The sequence below is a fragment of the Paraburkholderia sp. NPDC080076 genome, from assembly GCF_050281145.1.
GTDB lineage: Bacteria > Pseudomonadota > Gammaproteobacteria > Burkholderiales > Burkholderiaceae > Paraburkholderia.
In genome coordinates, this window is sequence record NZ_JBNNWQ010000001.1 from 410,584 (window position 1) to 429,779 (window position 19,196).

Consider the following 19,196-nt stretch of genomic DNA (forward strand, 5'->3'; position numbering starts at 1 on the left):
CCGTTCACACAAAGGCCCGCCAATCGGCGGGCCTTTTGCTTAGCAGATTCCGCCGGCAAAGCGTTCTCCATGACAAATCCGGCGTAGGCATGTTGCGCCGCACAAGCGAACACGCTTGTCCCTCCATTGCCGAAAACATGCCTGAAGCTCAATGCGCGGATCAACCGTTTGCGCGCGATGACAATCGCCTCCGACGACCGCGGCCGCCAGGCCGTGGAGGAGATGAACCGCATTCTCGATGCGATCCGCGCCCGCGACGCACAGCGAGCGCGCGATGCGGCCACCGCTCATGTGGCCCGGGTCGCTGATATTGCGGCGGAATTACTGCAGCAGGCGGTTGGCGGGACGTCGGTTTGATGGATGAGCTCAGTGCCCGTGCCGCTCTTCGACCGCGACCGCCGTCTGTTTCGATTGCCGGCTCAGCATCAGCGTGACGACGGCGGACACGGCCAGCGTGGCGCCCACTACGTACAGGCCCGCTGAGTATCCCCCCGTCACGTTCTTGAGCCAGCCGATCACGAACGGACCCACAAAGCCGCCCAGATTGCCGACCGAGTTGATCATCGCGATTCCCGCGGCCGCGCCGGCGCCTGACAGGAACATGCTGGGCATCGCCCACAACGGCGCCTTGGCCGCACTGATGCCGATGTTCACGATCACGAGCGCCAGAATGATCATCAGCGCCGTCGTCGCACCACCGGCGAAGACGAAGCCGAGGCATGCCACGACGCACGGAATGACGACGTGCCACGTGCGCTCTTCGGTACGGTCCGAGTGTTTCGCCCACAGGATCATGGCCACCACCGCGAGGACACTCGGCACGCCGGCCAGCAGACCGGTTTCGAACGACCCGAAGCCATACTGGCGAATGATCAACGGCGCCCACAAGCCGAGTGTGTACAGCCCTGCCGAGGTGCCGAAGTAGATGAGTGCGAGCGCTAGCACACGCGGGTCGCGCAGGGCGCTCAGCGCGCCGGCGGTGTGGCCCGCATGGGACTGCTTCGCCTCCGCTTCCATCTTCATCTTCGCGACCAGCCATTCGCGTTCTTCCGGTTGAAGCCATTGCGCTTTCGCCGGTGTGTCCGTCAGATACTTCAACACGAAGAAGCCGAGAATGATCGCGGGCACCGCTTCGAGGATGTAGAGCATCTGCCAATCGGCAAGTCCTGCGATCGGAGGCAGCTTCATGATCGCGCCGGACAGCGGCGAGCCGATTGCGGTGGAGATCGGCGCGGCGGCCATGAACCATGCCGCCGCGACCGCGCGTTGCCGCGACGGGAACCACAGGCTCAGATACAGGATGATGCCGGGGAAGAAGCCCGCTTCGGCGATACCCAGAATAAAGCGCAGCGCGTAGAAGCTGTTCGGCCCGACCACGAACGCCGAGGCGAACGAGACGATCCCCCACGACACCATCACGCGGGCAATCCAGCGGCGCGCGCCGACCTTGTGAAGAATCAGGTTCGACGGCACTTCGAACAGGAAGTAGCCGATGAAGAACAAGCCGCCGCCGAGACCGAACGCGGTCGGCGAAAGGCCGATGGCCTTGTTCATCGAGAGCGCGGCGAAACCCACGTTGACGCGGTCGAGAAAGCTCACGAAATACAGCAGCATCACAAACGGGATGATCCGCAGCATGAGCTTGCGGGAAACCCGGCTTTCGAGTTCGGAAATCATTGTCTCCTCCTGGGAGGTATCGAGCAGTGCTCTATTCAGAAACGGAGTGGGAGTGCGGTGCGCGCCGCGGCCGTCGAGTGCGGCTCTTGTCTTGTCCGGCGCGTCTACACCTTTAAAACGTGGTGGACCAAAGTCACATGCGATGCCTCAGGGAATCTGCGCGATGCGCAGCAGGTTGGTGGTGCCTGGCGTGCCGAACGGCATGCCGGCCGAGATGACGACCGTTTGTCCCGGTTCGCCGAACCCTTCGGTGCGCACGGTCTCGCAGGCAAGGTCGCTCACTTCGAGTGCGTCGACGACCTCCTTGCACAGCACGGGATGGACGCCCCACACCAGCGCGAGGCGGCGCGCCGTGCCCTGTTGCGGCGTCATGCCGACGATCGGCGCGCAGGGCCGCTCGCGCGCCATGCGCAGCGCGGAATAGCCGGAGCTCGTGTAGGCAACGGTTGCGACCGCGTCGAGCAGCCCGGTGACGTGCCGCATCGCGTAGCCGATCGCGTCCGACGTATTCGCGCGGGGTGCCGCGTGCGATGCCGCGATGACTTCGCGGTAGTACGGATCGCGTTCGGTCTGCGAGATGATCGAGTCCATCATTCGCACGGCTTCCACGGGGTATTTGCCGCTTGCCGATTCCGCTGACAGCATCACGGCGTCGGCGCCGTCGTAGATGGCGGTGGCTACATCCGACGCTTCGGCGCGCGTCGGCACCGGCGCGGCGACCATCGATTCGAGCATCTGCGTCGCCACGATGACGGGTTTGCCCGCCTTGCGGCATGCGCGGACGATGCGCTTCTGGATCGCCGGCACCTGTTCGGCCGGCATCTCGACGCCGAGATCGCCACGCGCGACCATCACGGCATCCGCTTCCTCGACGATCGCGTCGAGGCTCTGGATCGCCGCCGGCTTTTCGAGCTTCGCCACGATGCCGACGCGAGCGCCGACGATTTTGCGAACCTCGATGATGTCTTCGACGCGTTGCACGAAAGAGAGCGCGAGCCAGTCGATGCCCAGCGTCATGCCGAACTCGAGATCGCGCTGGTCCTTTTCCGTCATCGCGGACAGCGGCAAAACGACGTCCGGAACGTTGACACCCTTGCGCTCGGACAGTGGACCGCCCACGACGACCGTCGTTTCGGCGAAATCGGGACCGCAGCGTTCGACCCGCAACTGGACCCGGCCATCGTCGAGCAGCAGATTCGTGTGTGGCTTGAGCGCCGCGAAGATTTCCGGATGCGGCAGCGAGACACGGGTGTCGCCGCCGGGCGTTTGCGCGTCGAGATCGAGTCGAAACGCGGCGCCTTTCTCCAGCACGATCGGGCCGTTCGCGAATGTGCCGATCCGCAGCTTCGGCCCTTGCAGGTCGAGCAGTACGCCGACCGGGCGGCCGGCGTCCTTTTCTATCGAGCGGATGATGTTCAGACGTCGTTGGTGATCGTCATGTGTGCCGTGGCTGAAGTTCAGCCGAAACACATCGGCCCCCGCGTTGAACAGCGCTTCGATGGTGTCGCGACTGGTGCTCGCCGGCCCCAGCGTCGCGACGATTTTGGCATTACGGTTGCGGCGCATCTTTATCGACTCCCTGAAAGATCGCCGTACTGAGCGGCAATGAAAATGGCACGAAAATCGTTGACGTTGGTCAGTGTCGGCCCGGTGATGACCGAGTCGCCCAGTGCCTGGAAAAAGCCGTGCGCGTCGTTGTTTTCGAGTCGCTCGGCGGGACGGATGCCGCGCTCGCGCGCCCGCTTCAACGTGTCCGGCCGCAGCAGTGCGCCGGCGATTTCTTCCTGGCCGTCCACGCCGTCGGTGTCGCCCGCGATGGCGAACACGCCGGGCTCGCCATTCAGCGCGACGCCGAGCGACAGCAGGAATTCGACATTACGGCCGCCGCGGCCGTCGCCGCGAATCGTGACGGTCGTTTCGCCGCCGGAGAGGAGAATGCAGGGCGCCTGGAAGGGCTGGCCGCGGCGGCTCACCTGTCTGGCAATGCCGGCCATGACCGCGCCGACGTCGCGGGCTTCGCCTTCGATGGCGTCGCTGAGAATGTGGACGTCGATGCCGGCTGCGCGCGACTGGCTCGCCGCGGCTTCGAGCGCGAGTTGGGGCGTCGCGATCAGATGGGTCTTGATGCAGGGCAGATGTGGATCGTCAGGCTTCAGCGTTTCCGTACTGCCGTTTTCGAGCAATGCGATTGCCGCGGGCGACGCGCAGATCTCATAGCGCCGCAAGACCGCGAGCGCATCCGCGCACGTCGTCGTGTCGGGTACGGTCGGGCCGGAGGCGATGTCGCTGGCGGCGTCGGCGGGCACGTCCGAGATGATCAGGTTGACCACGCGCGCCGGATGGCAGGCCGCCGCAAGCCGGCCGCCCTTGATCGCCGAGAGATGCCGGCGCACGCAATTCATTTCGGAAATCGTCGCACCGCTCGCGAGCAGTGCCTGGTTGATTTCCTGTTTGTCCTGCAGCGTCAGGCCTTCGGCGGGAAGCGGGAGCAGGGCGGAGCCGCCGCCTGAGATCAGGCAGATGACGAGGTCGTCGGCGGTCAGGTCCGAGACGAGTTCCAGCATGCGAGTGGCCGCCGCGAGGCCGTTCTCGTCCGGCACGGGATGCGCGGCCTCGACGATTTCGATGTGTTCGCACGGCACCGCGTATCCGTAGCGTGTGACGATGAGACCTTCGAGGCGGCCGGTCCAGTGATCTTCGACCGCTCTTGCCATCGCCGCCGACGCCTTGCCCGCGCCCACGACGATCGTGCGGCCGCGCGGCGCCTCGGGAAGGAAATCGGGAACACGCAGCGCGGGTTGTGCCGTTGCTATCGCGGCGTCGAACATGTCCTGCAGCAAGCGGTCGACGTCGAGTTCGCTGGTGGCATCGCGGCTGGCCGGCTGCTTGAGTTGGGCGGCGGTTTTCATTTGCGTGCTCGCACAGAAAGGGACCGCCCTTGCTTGAAGGAAGTGGACATGGTGTCGGATACCTCGTATTTGCCGTGCGCGGGACGAGCCGGGTCACGGCCGCCGCGTGGCGGGCCGTGCAGACCAGGCTCCAGCGGAGCCGCTGATGAGGCTTAGGCCGCGTTCGCTGCGGGCGCTGCGGCTTTCTCGATGAACGCGCAAACAGCGGCCGTCACTTGCGCCGTGGTTGCCGTGCCGCCGAGGTCGCGGGTGTGAAGGGAGGTGTCCGCAGTTACCGCTTCGACGGCTTGCATCACGCGCTTTGCCGCGTCGGCTTCGCCCAGGTGTTCGAGCAGCATGACGACCGACCAGAAGGTGCCGACCGGATTGGCGAGTCCCTTGCCCATGATGTCGAATGCGGAACCGTGGATCGGCTCGAACATCGACGGAAAGCGGTGTTCCGGATCGATGTTGCCCGTCGGCGCGATGCCCAGGCTGCCGGCGAGAGCGGCGGCGAGGTCGCTGAGAATGTCGGCGTGCAGATTGGTGGCGACGATCGTGTCGAGACTCGCGGGGCGATTGATCATGCGCGCGGTCGATGCATCCACCAGTTCCTTGTCCCATGTGACGTCCGGGAACTCCTTCGAGACTTCGAGTGCGATCTCGTCCCACATCACCATCGCATGACGCTGGGCGTTGCTCTTCGTGATCACGGTCAGCAGTTTGCGCGGACGGGATTGCGCGAGACGGAACGCGAATCGCATGATCCGCTCGACACCGGCGCGCGTCAGGATCGACACGTCGGTCGCGGCTTCGATCGGATGGCCCTGATGGACTCGGCCGCCCACGCCGGAATATTCGCCTTCCGAGTTTTCGCGGACGATGACCCAGTTCAGGTCTTCCGGCTTGCAGCGCTTCAGCGGCCCGTCGATGCCCGGCAGGATGCGGGTCGGACGGACGTTCGCGTACTGGTCGAAGCCCTGGCAGATCTTCAGACGCAGACCCCACAGCGTGATGTGATCGGCAATGTCCGGATCGCCGGCCGAGCCGAACAGGATCGCGTCCTTGTCGCGGATGGCGTCGAGCCCGTCGGCCGGCATCATGACGCCATGCTCGCGATAGTAGTCGCCGCCCCAGTCGAAGTTTTCGAATTCGAATGCGAACGACCGGGTCGTCTTTGCGAGTGCTTCGAGAACTTGCGCGCCGGCCGGTACGACTTCCTTGCCGATGCCGTCGCCGGGGATGGTTGCGATGCGATAGGTCTTCATGTCTCCGTCCTTCATGTGTTGGGGTGTGAGCGAACTTTACCTATCTCCGGACGCAAAAACCGGTGCTAAACTCAAAGCATCTTTAACTTTGATTCACAAGTGAAAGCCATGCGCGACACCGTCGAACCGTCTGATCTGAGTTTCTTTTCGACGCTTGCCGCATCCGGCAGCCTGAGCGCCGCCGCGCGGGAGCTGGGTTTGACGGCAGCGGCCGTCAGCAAGCATTTGACGCAGATGGAGAGCCGCGCCGGCGTTCCGCTCGTCAACCGGACCACGCGGCGGATGATGCTTACGCCGGAGGGCGAGCTGTACCTCGAACACGCGCGCCGGATTCTCGACGAGATCGATGAACTGGCCGAGTTGCTGGGGGCCGCGAAGCAAAGCCCGAAGGGATTGCTGCGCGTGAACGCGACGCTCGGCTTTGGGCGCAGCCATGTCGCGCCTGCGATCTCGCGCTTTGTCGCGAAGTATCCGCAGGTATCGGTTCAGCTTCAGTTGTCGGTCACGCCTCCGCCGCTGACCGACGATACGTTCGACGTCTGCATCCGTTTCGGCGAGCCGCCCGATACGCGAGTGGTCGCGCGCCGGCTGGCGACGAACCGGCGCTTGCTGTGCGCCGCGCCTTCGTACCTCGCGTCACATGGGATGCCGGTGACCGCGCACGACCTGACGCGGCACAACTGCATCGGCATCCGCCAGGGTGACGAAGCCTACGGCGTGTGGCGTCTGACTTCGGGCAGAGGCGCGTCGCGTAAAACGGAGGCCGTGCGTATCAACGGGTCGCTGACCACGAACGATGGCGAGATCGCGGTGAAGTGGGCGCTCGAAGGGCACGGCATCTTGATGCGGGCCGAGTGGGACATCAAGCAGTACCTCGCCGATGGTTCGCTGGTTCAGGTATTGCCCGAGCATGACACGCCGAACGCCGATATTTTTGCCGTCTATTCGCAGCGGCACCAGATGTCCAATCGGATTCGCGCGTTCGTCGATTTTGTCGCGCAAGATCTTAGGAGCGAGGCGGGCGCGTTGTAGTCTTGTTGGGGAGGTTCGGGATTCGATCGCCTTTCGCATTGAGGTGCAACTTACTCGGAGGCAATCGTCAACCCTGTCGCGCGCGTTTTGCGGATGCCGCTATTGCCGCTTCCTCCAGTTCCGATGATGGGCTGAAAGGCGACCGGGGCATGGGCACGCCATCTACAAAAGCGCGTGCACAGCGCACGGCGAACTCATATGCGCAGTTCCGGCTTGCGAACTGACCCAGGTCACCCGATGAGGCAGATTCACCGTCTTCTTTCAGAATGCAGGACCGAGCTAAGAATGGCCTTCCATGCTGATTCGAGGACTTGAGCGTGCTATGCCAAAAGCACGTCCTTTACCGTGGCGTCGCGTCGAGCCGAACGATCCAGCCTTCGGTCTCCCTGTTCTCCGCCGGATAACGCGTCAATACCGCCGGGTCGTGGCCAGGCACGACGTGCTGCGCGGAATCCGCCAGTTCGTGCACGCGGCGGTAGCCTTCGATCATGTCGCCGACGTTGTACACAGCCGGGAATGGGCGGCTCTGTTCCATGTTCGCGTAAAGATGCGAGGCGTCGGACGCGAGCACGACCCAGCCGCGCTCCGTGTGCACACGCACGACCTGCAGACCGTCGGTATGACCGCCGACCCGATGCACGCTTAGGCCCGGCGCAAGGTTCGATGCCCCGTCGTGAAACGCCACGCGACCGTCGAAAACGCGGCCGACCATCGATTTCACATCTTCGGGATTGAACGGATGATTCAGTGCGCCGTGGCACATGCAGCGACCCGTGCAATACGCCATTTCGCGATCCTGCACGTGATAGCGCGCTTTCGGAAATAGCGAGCGGTTGCCCGCGTGATCGTAGTGCATGTGCGTGACGATCACGTCTTCGACCGTCTCCGGCCGGATGCCGATTGCGCCGAGGCCCTCTTCGACGGAATGTGTGATGATGCGCCCGCGCTGCGCACCCACTTCGGCGTCGAATCCGGTATCGACGAGGAAGGTGCGGCTTTCGCCGACCACCGCCCACACGAAATAGTCGAGCGGCATGTTGACATCGTGCGGGTCGCCGCCGATGAAATTGTCGCGCGCGGGCCGGTCGTGATGCGCGTACTTGATCGCGAAGATCTTGTAGTTTTCGGGCGTGGCTGTCATGGCTGCAGTCTCCTGTCCTCAACGTATGAGAGCGCTATCATAACAAGCTGATGGCGACTCGTGTTGTGTTGTTGCGGGCACGGGTTGGGCGATATCCGGTATCGCCGGACACCGCCAAAGCGTGCGGAACGCCGCCTGGCATACGCTACAATTCGCCATCGAACTGAAGAGCTGGATGGGCGAGTGAAAAAGCGTGTGGCGGCCGTCGACGACGGCAAGATAGGGACGGCCGGCAGGCCGGCAGCCGGAGGGAGGACAGCGTCGAAAACCGGCGCAGGCATGGGCAAGACTCGTCCGGGCGGCCACGCCGTTCGCATGATCGACGTCGCGAGAGCAGCCAATGTGTCCTTGATGACCGTGTCGCGCGCGCTCAAGGAACCCGCACTGTTGTCGGAGGAAACCCGCAAGCTGGTGCTCGATACGGTGCGCCGGGTCGGCTACGTTCCGAATCACATCGCGTCGAACCTCGCATCGGCTCGTTCGAATGTGGTCGGCCAGATTGTGCCGAGCATCCAGAACTCTCTGTATTCCCATAGCATCAAAGGTTGCGCGGACGTCCTTCGCACAGCAGGCGTGCAACTTCTGCTGGCCGACAGCGGCTATTCGCTCGAAGATGAAGAGGCACTGATCGACGCGTTTCTTGCGCAGCGCGTGTGCGGCCTCGTCTTGCACAACACCGTTCACACGCCGCGTGCCGCCCAGATGATCCGCGCCGCCGGCATACCTATCGTTGAAACGGGCGACCTGGCGCGTACGCCCATCGACATGGCGGTCAGCTATTCGAACTTCAACGCGGCGAAGGAGATGACCCTGTACCTGGCCGGACGTGGGTATAAGTCGATCGGCTTTGTCTGCCTGACTACCAAAAACAACATGCGCGCCCGCGAGCGTTTGAAGGGCTATCACGCCGCGCTCACCGCCCTTGGCCGCGAGCGCAACCCGGGCCTCGTGCGCGAAGTGGAGGGCGGTTTGACCTCTGGCGCGCATGCGATGGTCGACATGATGCAGCGTGCACCCGAAGTAGACGCGATCTTCTTCGCCGGCGACGTACTTGCTGTCGGCGCGCTTTTCGAGGCGCAGCGGCGCAACTGGAAGGTGCCCGAGCGCATCGCCATCGCCGGATTCGACGATCTCGACATTCTGCGGCACACGGTGCCGCGGCTGACGTGTCTGAATCTGCCGCGTCTCGAGATCGGCCGACGTAGCGCCGAGGCGCTGCTGCAAAGAATGCGCAGCAATGAACCCGCCGTGCCGACGAAGCTCGATCTTGGATTCGAAATCATCCAGCGGGAAAGCACCTGAGGCAGCGGCTTTAAGACCGGGAAACAAGACGGGGGCGCATACTGCGCCCTTTTTTGCGTCCGCCAATCTGATTTCCCTGCGCAATTTCCCTGTGAGCTGGACGCACGGCATGCCCAGCGTCCCGTATTGCGCCACTCGGTCTTTTCAGTTAAGTTAGCGCTATCATTTATTTGGCCGCGAGCGTTTTGCACTTCGCCGCGGCCTTGCAACGGACGTGCTTGCTGACAAGGACAATACAAAATGAAAGGGAGAATCGCACTCGTAACGGGCTCGTCGCATGGGCTGGGTCTTGCGATGGCCAACGCGCTCGCGGCCGCTGGCTGCCGGGTCGTGCTGCATGGGATCGAAACGCTCGAACAGGTCGAGCCGATGCGTGCGGAATTCGAGCGGACGCAGGGTTACCGTGCCGACTATCTGCAGGCGGACCTTGGCGATGCACGAGCCGTCGAACGGATGATGTTCGAAACGATCGAGCGCGCCGGCCCAATCGATGTGCTGATTAACAATGCCGTGGTGCGCCACTTCGCGCCAATCGAAGCGTTCCCAGTCGACAAATGGGAGCAGGCGCTATCGGTCAATCTGAGCGCGGCCTTCCATGCAATCCGCCTCGCGCTGCCGGGCATGCGCGAGCGCGGCTGGGGCCGAATCTTCAATATGACGTCGGTGTATGGCATGCGCGGCACGGTGAATCGCGTGGACTACGTGACGACCAAATCCGCGCTGCTTGGCTTGACGCGCGCGGTCGCCGCGGAAACGATGGGGCAGGGCATTACCTGCAATGCCATCTGCCCGGGGGCGGTGCACACGCCGACGAGCGAAAATCGCATTCAGGCGCTGATGGAGAACGAGGGTCTGGATCGCGAAGCGGCAATCGAACGCTTTCTGACGGGCAAGCAGCCGACCGGCCACTTCGTCCAGGCGTCGCATATCGCCGACCTGGTGGTGTTTCTATGCGGCGACGCAGCAGCGCAAATGACCGGTGCGATGCTGCCGGTCGAAGGCGGTTGGCTGGCGGTTTGAGGTTCGTCAGGCGGTCACTGACGAGAGTGCCGCGAGGCCGACGCCACCCCCGGTATTCATGCGCTGCATCATGAACTCGACACTCCGAAGCTGCAATTCATCCTTGACTGATTGTATGACAGGAATATAATTGCCCTTGCTGTTAGCGCTCACATAGACCGGCGGCGACAAGCGCCACCAACCAGTAAAACTACAACAACGAAGTCGACGGAGATAGCATCCATGCACAACCAAGCGAGTATCGGATACAGACTGGACAGCCTGCCGCTGTCCGGCTATCACTGGCGGTTGCTCGGGCTGATTGCCGCGGGCATGTACTTCGATTCGTTCGATATCTACATCGCGGGGACCGTGCTCGCCGCCATGATCCACAGCGGCGAATCCACGCTGAAACTCAATGCGATGTTCGTGTCCGTCACGTTTATCGGCATGATGTCGGGCGCGTGGCTGTCGGGTCTTCTCGGCGATCGTTTCGGGCGGCGCTTCTGCTATCAGTTCAATCTCGGGATTTACGGCTTCGCGTCGATCGCAGCGGCGTTCGCGCCATCCATGTACTGGCTGATTTTCTTCCGGCTGGTGATGGGCGTCGGCATGGGCGCCGAAATCGTGGTCGGCTACGGCACGCTGAGCGAGTTCATTCCGGCGGCGTGGCGCGGGCGGTTCGGCACCATCCTCAATCTGATCATCAACACGTCGCTATTCCTGTCGACGTTCCTCGGCTGGCTGATCGTGCCGCAATACGGCTGGCGCTGGATGTTCGCCATCGCCGGTTGCGGTGCGCTGTTCGTGTGGTTTCTGCGTAAGTCGATGCCGGAGTCGCCTCGCTGGCTGGCCTCACGCAATCGCTTGCCTGAAGCAAACGCGATCGTGTCGAACATCGAAACGGCGTGCGGCATCGATCCAGCAACGGCTATCTCGGCTGCTGCGCAGCAGCCGTATCGTGCCGATGCGCCGGATAGCGGCCGTCTCGGCGACCTCTTCACGCGCCGTCTGCTGGCGCGCACGGTGACGGGCATCACCGTGCTGGTTGGACTCTTCATCGTCAACTACGCGTTCGTCAGCTGGATTCCGACTTTCCTGGTGAAGCAGGGGCACAGCGTGTCGAACTCGCTCGGACTGACGGCGATCATGTTTGCCGGCGGTCCGATCGGCTCGCTGATTGCTTTCGTGCTGGCCGAACACGTCGGCCGCAAGTGGGGCATCGTACTGTTCTCCCTGATCTGCGCCGCGTTCGGCACGGCCTATCCGTTTGCACAAACGGAAGTGGCGATCGCCGCGCTTGGCTTTGCGATCACCTGCTGTATCTACGTACTGTCGTCGTTTAGCGTGGCAACCTATGTGCCCGAATTGTTCCCGACCGAACTGCGTCTGCGCGGATCGGGCGTGTCGAATACGGTGGGGCGAGCGGTCAGCATCGCTGTGCCGTACGCCGTCGCGTGGGCATTCACGGGTTTCGGCATCGCGGGTGTGTTGACGTTGATCGTCGGCACGTTGCTGGTCCAGGCGTTGATCGTCGGCGTGCTCGGCACCGAGACCCGCAAACGTTCGCTCGAGTCGATCGCCGCGGAAGTGAGCGGTACGGTGGAAGCGTCAGATAACGCCGTGAATGCACGCACGGCTTCGGTGACCAGGCCGTAATCGCGGCCGCATGCACTGAATCGAAAGCGTAACCGGTAAAGGGAAATCCAGCACATGGCAGCGCAGGCAGACAGAAGCTTCAGCCAGACGGACACGTACAGCGAGGCGGGACACGCGACGCGACGGCTCGCGCAATGGATCGGCGACACGACGTGGCGCGACGTGCCGGCCGCCGTGCGTCACGAGGCGAAGCGCGCGCTCGTCAACTACGTAGCCGTCGCGCTCGCTGCCTGCACCGACCCAACGCTCGACAAGGCCGTGCGCAACTATCGGCGCTTCAGCGCAGGGCAAAGTTCGAGCGTGATTGGTCGCAGCGAGCGCATCGACATGCTGAACGCGGCTGCGCTCAATGCGATGAGCGCGAACGTGTTCGACTTCGACGACACGCATATCCCGACGATCATTCATCCCACCGCGCCCGTTGCCGCCGCGCTATTCGCGTTTGCCGAGTCGCTCGCGGACAGCGGCCCTCATGCAAGTGCAATGACGGGTGAGGCCTTGCTGCTTGCATTCGTAATCGGCGTCGAAGTGGAGTGCCGGATCGGCAACGCGGTTTCGCCTGAGCACTACCAGCGCGGCTGGCATATCACGTCGACCTGCGGCGTATTCGGCGCGGCGGCGGCGATTGCGAAGGTGCTGGGTTTGAGCGCACAGCAGATCGTATGGGCGTTGGGCAACGCGTCGGCGCAGGCCGGCGGTCTGGTGGAAACGCTCGGTACGATGTCGAAGAGCATCAGCGTCGGCAATGCCGCGCGCAACGGTTTGCTGTCCGCACTGCTCGCCGCCGACGATTTCTCCGGTCCCGATTCGCCGCTCGAAGGCGAGCGCGGTTTCCTGCGTGTCACCGCGTCGAAGCCGGATGCCGATGCGCTGACGCGCGAGCTCGGCCACGAATGGGCGTTGCTGTCGAACACCTATAAGCCCTATCCGTGCGGCGTGGTGCTGAACCCCGTGATCGACGCATGTCTCGATCTGCGCCGCGACGCGCGGTGGACGCTGAATGACGTCGAGCGCGTCGAATTGACCGGACACCCTTTGCTGCGTGAACGCACCGACCGGCCCAACGTGCGTACCGGTCGTGAGTCGCAGGTCAGCGCGCAACATGCGGTGGCGGTCACGCTGGCGACGGGCAAAGCGAGCCTGGCGGAATTCAGCGATAGCGCCGTGACGAACCCAGCGCTGCGCGCATTCGACACGCGTTTGCGTTTCATCGACGACGCGTCGTGGCCGGTCGAGTCCGCGCAGGTCGTTGTCGTGTTGCGCTCGGGCGAGACGTTGTCGCGACGCATTCACGCGGCGCGCGGCAGTCTTGCGGCGCCGCTTGCCGATGTCGAACTCGCGACAAAGTTGCGCGAACTGGCGGACTATGGCGGCTCGGGCGTCGCACCGCAACCGCTCATCGACGCGCTGTGGCGCTTCGACAGCGCAACGGACGCCGCCGCGCTCATGCGGCTCGCGCGCGCGACTTGAACCGCATACGAAACGGTGCATCGAACAGCGCATCGAAACAGATTCCTAACGAATGAGGACAGTCATGTCGAGCAGTGGTCAAGGAAACAGCACTATCGGTTTTGTCGGCGTGGGCGTGATGGGAAGGCCTATGGCGCGTCGTCTCATCGAGGCGGGCCATTCACTCGTCGTGTTCGATCGCGACGAGCAGGCGGTCGCGGAACTTGCGGCAATCGGTGCGCGCGCGGCGAAATCGGTGCGGGACGTGGCCGACGGCGCACGCATCGTGTTCACGAGTCTGCCCACGCCGGCGGTTTTCAGGCAGGTCGCGCTGGGCGACGGAGGGTTGATCGAGGGTAGCGTTATCAAGATTCTCGTCGACCTGTCGACGGTCGGCTCGCGAATGGAAAAAGAAGTGGCGGACGGTCTGCTCACGAAGGGCATCGACACCGTGGATGCGCCCGTGAGCGGCGGCGCCGCCGGCGCGCAAAAGGGCACCCTCGCCATCATGATGGCCGGCAAGCCGGCTGCGCTGGATCAGGTGCGCAGCCTGTTCGAAGTGCTCGGCAAGGTTTTTGTGGTCGGCGATCAGCCGGGCCAGGGGCAATTGCTCAAGCTGCTGAACAACATGCTCTCGTCGACCGCCTTTGCCATCACGTCGGAAGCATTTGTCGCCGGCATGCGCGGCGGACTGGACCCGGAAGTGATGATGGCGGTGATCAACTCGGGTAGCGGCAAGAACGGCGCGACGATGGACAAATTCCCGAAACACGTGCTGCCGGGAACTTTCGATTTCGGCTTTCCGGTCGGCAGTGTCTGCAAGGACATCGGACTCGCGGTCGACGAATGCCAGGCGCTCGGCGTGCCGACGTGGGTTGGCAGTGTCGCGCGTCAGGTCTGGAATTACGCCGCGATGCAGGACGGCTCGAAGCGCGACATGACTGAACTCGTCAAATACGTCGAACGCTGGTCGTCGGGCGAAGGTCTCGCGGACTGAATCCGCTACCAGGCGTATCCAGAAACACTCATTGGCTGCGGCCATATCACATCGGTAACGGAGACCTGAATGATCGTTGAAATGCGTATCTACCACTGTGCGCCGACGCGTCTGCCGGCGCTGCTCGACCGCTTCACGTCGACCACGCTCGGTTTTTTCGAAAAGTACGGCATCCAGCAGATCGGCTTCTGGACGACGCTGATCGGTCCAAGCAATCACGCGCTGACATATATGGTGAAGTGGGAAAGTCTGGCCGAGCGCGAGCAGAAGTGGAACGCGTTCCAGGCCGATCCCGAATGGATCGCGAAACGCGCGGCGACGGAAGCCGACAAGCCGATCGTCGAGCGCATCGAAAATCATTTCCTCACGCCAACGGCATTTTCGGCGCTGCGCTAGGAGCGATATTTCATGACACAACCCAAACGGATCGGATTCATCGGTCTCGGCATGATGGGCGCACCGATGGTGCAGTGCCTGCGCAACGCCGGTTTCGAGCTGTTCATCGACGACGCCGACGCGGCCCGTGCCGATGCGCTCGCCGATCAAACGGGCGCGCAGCGGCTGAACGCGGATCATGTCGCGTCGCTCGACGCTTTGATCACGATGCTGCCGAATTCGGCGATCGTCGAGAAGGTGCTGCTCGGTGATGGCAACCAGGGCAACGATCGGGGCTGGGCCGCGCGGCTCACGAAGGGCGCGGTGGTGATCGACATGAGTTCGTCGGAACCGGAGCGCTCGCGTGAGCTCGGCAAGACGCTGGAAGCGCAGGGTCTCGCGTATCTGGACGCACCGGTGTCGGGCGGCGTCAAGCGCGCGAAGGACGGCACGCTGGCGATTCTCGTCGGCGGCAAGGCCGAGGTGTTGACGCGCTGCAAGCCGGCGCTCGACGCGATGGGCAAGAGCGTGCTGCATATCGGCGCGGCGGGCGCGGGTCACGCGGCCAAGGCGCTCAACAACTACGTGTCGGCGGCAGGCCTCGCGGCCACGGTCGAGGCGTTGCAGATCGCGAGCCGCTTCGGCATCGAGCCGGCGGTGATGACGGACGTGCTGAACGCGTCGACGGGCCGCAGCAATACGTCCGAAAACAAGGTCAAGCAGTTCATGCTGAGCGGCACTTTCGCTTCCGGCTTCGCGCTGCAGTTGATGAACAAGGACCTCAAGATCGCCCGCGCGCTCGCGCAGGCGGTCGGTCATCCCATGACGTTCGGCGCGACGTGTACGCAGGTATGGGACGAGGCGGCGCAACACGCCACGCCCGCCACCGACCACACCGAGATGTACCGTCTCCTGCCCGGCGCGGCATCCTGAGCGTGCCTCTGATTCATTGATTCCGGAGCCTGTCATGTCACATGCAGCCCAGTTTTATATCGACGGACGTTGGGTCGAACCTACGTCCGCGGTCTGGTTTGGCGTCGTCGATCCGTCGACGGAAATGGCGTTCGACAAACTCGCGATGGGCAACGCCGAAGATGTCGATCGCGCAGTTGCGGCCGCGCGCCGCGCGTTTCCCGCCTGGTCGGCGACGAGTGTCCCCGAACGTGTCGCGCTGCTCAAGCGCATCGTCGCGATCTACGAACGCCGCTACGACGAATTCGCCGAGGCCATGCGTCGCGAAATGGGCGCGCCCATCACGTTCGCCCGCAACGGCCAGGCGGTGCGCGGTCCCGCGCATCTGAATGCGCTGATCGAGGTGCTCGAACGCTTCGAATTCGAAGAGCAGCGGGGCAGCACGCGCGTGGTGCTCGAACCGATCGGCGTGTGCGGCCTGATCACGCCGTGGAACTGGCCGGTCAATCAGATCGTCGTCAAGATCGCGCCCGCGCTCGCGGCGGGCTGCACGATGGTGCTCAAGCCGAGCGAATATTCGCCGCTCAGTGCGCTGCTGTTTGCGGACGTCCTGCATGAAGCCGGCGTGCCGGCGGGCGTGTTCAATCTCGTCAACGGCGATGGTCCGGGTGTCGGCTCGGCGATCGCGAGTCATGCGGATATCGACATGGTGTCGTTCACCGGCTCGACTCGCGCCGGCGTGCTGGTCGCGCAGTCGGCGGCGGAAACCGTCAAACGGGTCGCGCAGGAACTCGGCGGCAAGTCGGCCAACATTCTGCTCGACGACGTCGATCTGGATCAGGCGGTCGCGCGCGGCGTCGCCGCCTGCTTCACGAACTCCGGGCAATCGTGCTCGATTCCGACACGCATGCTGGTGCCGCGTCATCTCATGAACGACGCCGCGCAGATCGCGAAGCGCGCGGCGCAGGCGTATCGGCTCGGACCGACCGACGACCCGTCGACGCAACTCGGGCCGCTCGTCAACGCCAACCAGTTCAAGCGCGTGCAGTCGCTGATCCAGACCGGCATCGACGAAGGCGCGCGCCTCGTCGCAGGCGGCACGGGCCGGCCGGAAGGCATCGACAAGGGCTATTACGCGCGCCCGACCGTCTTCGCCGACGTCGCCCCCGACATGACCATCGCTCGCGAGGAAATTTTCGGACCGGTGCTGTCGATGATTCCGTACGACACCGAAGAGCAGGCAATCGAGATTGCGAACGGCACCGACTACGGTCTCGCCGCATACGTGCAATCGGCGGATGTCGCGCGGGCGCGCAGGGTCGGCCGCGCATTGCGCGCGGGTGGCGTGCACCTGAACTATCCGCCCGCCGATTTCGGTGCACCGTTCGGCGGCTATAAACGCTCGGGCAACGGTCGCGAATGGGGCGAAGCCGGGCTGCGTGAGTATCTGGAGACAAAGGCGCTGGTGGGTTACGGCGCGGATTGAACGATGGCGGCGTGGCGCATGACGATTGGTTAGCCACGCCAAAAAAATTTGGCCGTATGCATTGTCCGACAATCATTCAGGCAGGCAATGCCGTTCCCGAGGTCGGACGCACGAGCCAACCCTGTCCGCAATCAGTTTGAACCACAGAGGAAGCACGATGGACACCAATGACCGCTTCAACAAAGGCTTCGAAAATCGCAAGGAGGTGCTGGGCGCCGGGCACGTCGAAAAATCGTGGGCGAATGCCGACGACTTCAACCGGCCGATGCAGAAGTTCGTCACCGAATGCTGTTGGGGCGACATCTGGGGCGACCCGACGTTGTCCTTCAAGACGCGCAGCATGCTCAATCTCGGCATGTTGACGGCGATGAGCCAGCACCACGAATTGTCGGTGCACGTGAAGGGCGCGCTGCGCAATGGCGTGAGCAAGGAAGAAATCCGCGCGGTGCTGATGCAGGCCGCCGTCTACTGCGGTGCACCGCTCGCGCTCGCGGCATTCCGTGTCGCGAGCGAGGCGATCAAGGCTTACGAAGCGGAAACGGCCGCCGCCTGACGCGGCACGCAGCGCGGACGGCCAACGGCAAACGGGGCAGCGCAAGGAGAACTCGCATCGCAAAGCGGTGCGAATAACGAACGGAGACAGGTATGAAAGCGTTGACTGCGAATGACGTCGTAACGGCGGAGAACGATCAGTCGATCGAAACGAGGAGGCGCAACGCCATCAAGGGCGCGTTCTTCTCCGAGTTCATCGACATGTTCGATATCTATCTGCCGGTAGTGGTGTTGTCGCCGGTGCTGGGATTCTTCCAGCCGCCGCATCTTTCGGCCGGCATGGAGACCATTCTCGCGTCGCTGGTCTTTATCACGACGCTGCTCGGCCGGCCGGTCGGCGCGTTGCTGTTCGGCATGATCGCGGACCGCGTCGGCCGTCGCAAGGCGTCGATCTGGTCCGTGTCCGGCTTCGGCGTGGTGACGCTGCTCATCGCGTTGCTGCCCGGCTATGAAACGCTCGGCATCGTGTCGTACTGGCTGCTGGTGCTGCTGCGTTTCGTCGACGGGATTTTCCTGGGTGGCGGCTACACGGGCGCCATGCCGCTCGCGATCGAGTATTCGAAGAAAGAGCAGCGCGGTTTCGTAGGCGGCTTCATCATTTCCGGATTTCCGGCCGCATACGTGACCATCAACCTCGTCGCGATGCTGATGTTCGTGCTGTTTCCGCTCAACGGCATGCACTCGCCGTACGCGCAATGGGGCTGGCGCATTCCGTTCGTACTCGGCGCGGCATTGGCAGGTTTGCTGACGATGTACTACGTGCGCAAGGTTTCCGAATCGGAAATCTGGAAGAGCGAAGCCGCCGACAAGGCCGCCGTCACCGAAAAGCTGCCGCTCTCCGATCTGCTGCGCGGCAAGAGCGGTCGCAATCTGTTGCAGGTGCTGGTGATGATGACGGGCTTTTGGCTCACGCAGAACATCATCACGATTTTCCTGCCGACGGGCCTGCTGGTGAAGACGCTGCATCTGAGCGGCTTCCAGATGACCGCGACGCTCATGCTCACTTATTTCGTGCTGTTTTTCAGCTATATCGGTTCGGGGATGATCGCGCAGCGCATCGGACGGCGCCGTTTCTTCGTGATCGTCGGTCCGCTGATCGCGACGGTCGGCGCGGCGCTGCTGTACGTGCTGGCGAATGTCGACGGGCTCTCGCTGTCGACCATCATGCTGCTGGTGTGCGTGCTCGCGGTGCTCGTCACGTCGCCGTGGGGCGTGATCGTCACGTACATCAACGAGCGTTTCGTGACCGATGTGCGTGCAACGGGTTTCGGCGTGGGCTTCAGTCTGTCGGTGATCATCCCTTCGTTCTACGCGTTCTATATGAACTGGCTCGGCGCCTTCATGCCGCTGCGGCTGACCTCGGTCGTGCTGCTGTGCGTGGGTGGCCTGATCGGCATGGTCGGCGCGCTGATGGGCCCGGAAACGAAAGACGTGGATTTCTAATTTCGAAGCAAAGGAA

16 protein-coding genes and 1 pseudogene are annotated in these 19,196 nt (G+C 63.4%); 12 read left to right on the forward strand and 5 right to left on the reverse strand.

Annotated features, from left to right (window positions below; translation table 11 throughout):
* Window positions 1-147 precede the first annotated feature (147 nt).
* Window positions 148-357: pseudogene (locus ACQKRQ_RS01850) on the forward strand (FCD domain-containing protein); the annotation flags it as partial.
* Window positions 358-366: 9 nt separating this feature from the next.
* Here ACQKRQ_RS01850 and ACQKRQ_RS01855 read toward each other — a convergent pair.
* The 4 genes from ACQKRQ_RS01855 to ACQKRQ_RS01870 form a co-directional block, all read right to left on the reverse strand.
* Window positions 367-1,677 (reverse strand): MFS transporter, encoded by a 1,311-nt coding sequence (locus ACQKRQ_RS01855; RefSeq protein ID WP_427474825.1) that lies wholly within the window; start codon window positions 1,675-1,677, stop codon window positions 367-369.
* 147 nt (window positions 1,678-1,824) lie between these two features.
* The gene (pyk, locus tag ACQKRQ_RS01860; protein ID WP_427474826.1) at window positions 1,825-3,243 is read right to left on the reverse strand and encodes a pyruvate kinase; all 1,419 of its coding nucleotides are present in this window, start codon (window positions 3,241-3,243) and stop codon (window positions 1,825-1,827) included.
* Between the two features lie 2 nt (window positions 3,244-3,245).
* Complete coding sequence (locus ACQKRQ_RS01865) at window positions 3,246-4,586, reverse strand: glycerate kinase type-2 family protein (protein WP_427474827.1); 1,341 nt, start codon at window positions 4,584-4,586, stop codon at window positions 3,246-3,248.
* 152 nt (window positions 4,587-4,738) lie between these two features.
* Complete coding sequence (locus ACQKRQ_RS01870) at window positions 4,739-5,833, reverse strand: tartrate dehydrogenase (protein WP_132378330.1); 1,095 nt, start codon at window positions 5,831-5,833, stop codon at window positions 4,739-4,741.
* 108 nt (window positions 5,834-5,941) lie between these two features.
* On the opposite strand from ACQKRQ_RS01870, the gene ACQKRQ_RS01875 reads away from it, so the two are divergent.
* Window positions 5,942-6,865 carry a LysR substrate-binding domain-containing protein gene (locus tag ACQKRQ_RS01875; RefSeq protein ID WP_427474828.1) on the forward strand — a complete coding sequence of 308 codons (924 nt, stop codon included), beginning with the start codon at window positions 5,942-5,944 and terminating at the stop codon, window positions 6,863-6,865.
* Window positions 6,866-7,205: 340 nt separating this feature from the next.
* Here ACQKRQ_RS01875 and ACQKRQ_RS01880 read toward each other — a convergent pair whose 3' ends face one another.
* Window positions 7,206-8,006, reverse strand: a complete 801-nt coding sequence (locus ACQKRQ_RS01880) for an N-acyl homoserine lactonase family protein (RefSeq protein ID WP_132378326.1) — start codon at window positions 8,004-8,006, stop codon at window positions 7,206-7,208.
* A 279-nt stretch (window positions 8,007-8,285) separates the two neighbouring features.
* Here ACQKRQ_RS01880 and ACQKRQ_RS01885 point away from each other — a divergent pair, with 279 nt between their 5' ends.
* The 10 genes from ACQKRQ_RS01885 to ACQKRQ_RS01930 all read left to right on the forward strand — a co-directional run bounded on the left by ACQKRQ_RS01885 (window position 8,286) and on the right by ACQKRQ_RS01930 (window position 19,180).
* Window positions 8,286-9,308 carry a LacI family DNA-binding transcriptional regulator gene (locus ACQKRQ_RS01885; RefSeq protein ID WP_243658319.1) on the forward strand — a complete coding sequence of 341 codons (1,023 nt, stop codon included), beginning with the start codon at window positions 8,286-8,288 and terminating at the stop codon, window positions 9,306-9,308.
* 240 nt (window positions 9,309-9,548) lie between these two features.
* Window positions 9,549-10,328 carry an SDR family NAD(P)-dependent oxidoreductase gene (locus ACQKRQ_RS01890; RefSeq protein WP_427474829.1) on the forward strand — a complete coding sequence of 260 codons (780 nt, stop codon included), beginning with the start codon at window positions 9,549-9,551 and terminating at the stop codon, window positions 10,326-10,328.
* A 222-nt stretch (window positions 10,329-10,550) separates the two neighbouring features.
* Window positions 10,551-11,966, forward strand: a complete 1,416-nt coding sequence (locus ACQKRQ_RS01895) for an MFS transporter (protein WP_427474830.1) — start codon at window positions 10,551-10,553, stop codon at window positions 11,964-11,966.
* 54 nt (window positions 11,967-12,020) lie between these two features.
* Window positions 12,021-13,436: an MmgE/PrpD family protein gene (locus tag ACQKRQ_RS01900; RefSeq protein WP_427474831.1), complete on the forward strand. Its 1,416-nt coding sequence runs from the start codon at window positions 12,021-12,023 to the stop codon at window positions 13,434-13,436.
* A 64-nt stretch (window positions 13,437-13,500) separates the two neighbouring features.
* On the forward strand, window positions 13,501-14,412 hold the full coding sequence (locus tag ACQKRQ_RS01905; protein ID WP_427474832.1) for an NAD(P)-dependent oxidoreductase: 912 nt from the start codon (window positions 13,501-13,503) through the stop codon (window positions 14,410-14,412).
* A 69-nt stretch (window positions 14,413-14,481) separates the two neighbouring features.
* Window positions 14,482-14,808, forward strand: a complete 327-nt coding sequence (locus ACQKRQ_RS01910; protein ID WP_132378314.1) for an NIPSNAP family protein — start codon at window positions 14,482-14,484, stop codon at window positions 14,806-14,808.
* 12 nt (window positions 14,809-14,820) lie between these two features.
* Complete coding sequence (locus ACQKRQ_RS01915) at window positions 14,821-15,720, forward strand: NAD(P)-dependent oxidoreductase (RefSeq protein ID WP_427474833.1); 900 nt, start codon at window positions 14,821-14,823, stop codon at window positions 15,718-15,720.
* A 34-nt stretch (window positions 15,721-15,754) separates the two neighbouring features.
* Window positions 15,755-17,185, forward strand: a complete 1,431-nt coding sequence (locus ACQKRQ_RS01920) for an aldehyde dehydrogenase family protein (protein WP_132378310.1) — start codon at window positions 15,755-15,757, stop codon at window positions 17,183-17,185.
* A gap of 157 nt (window positions 17,186-17,342) precedes the next feature.
* Window positions 17,343-17,738 (forward strand): carboxymuconolactone decarboxylase family protein, encoded by a 396-nt coding sequence (locus tag ACQKRQ_RS01925; protein ID WP_132378308.1) that lies wholly within the window; start codon window positions 17,343-17,345, stop codon window positions 17,736-17,738.
* Between the two features lie 92 nt (window positions 17,739-17,830).
* Window positions 17,831-19,180, forward strand: coding sequence for an MFS transporter (locus ACQKRQ_RS01930; RefSeq protein WP_132378306.1), 1,350 nt, complete (start codon window positions 17,831-17,833; stop codon window positions 19,178-19,180).
* Window positions 19,181-19,196 lie beyond the last annotated feature (16 nt).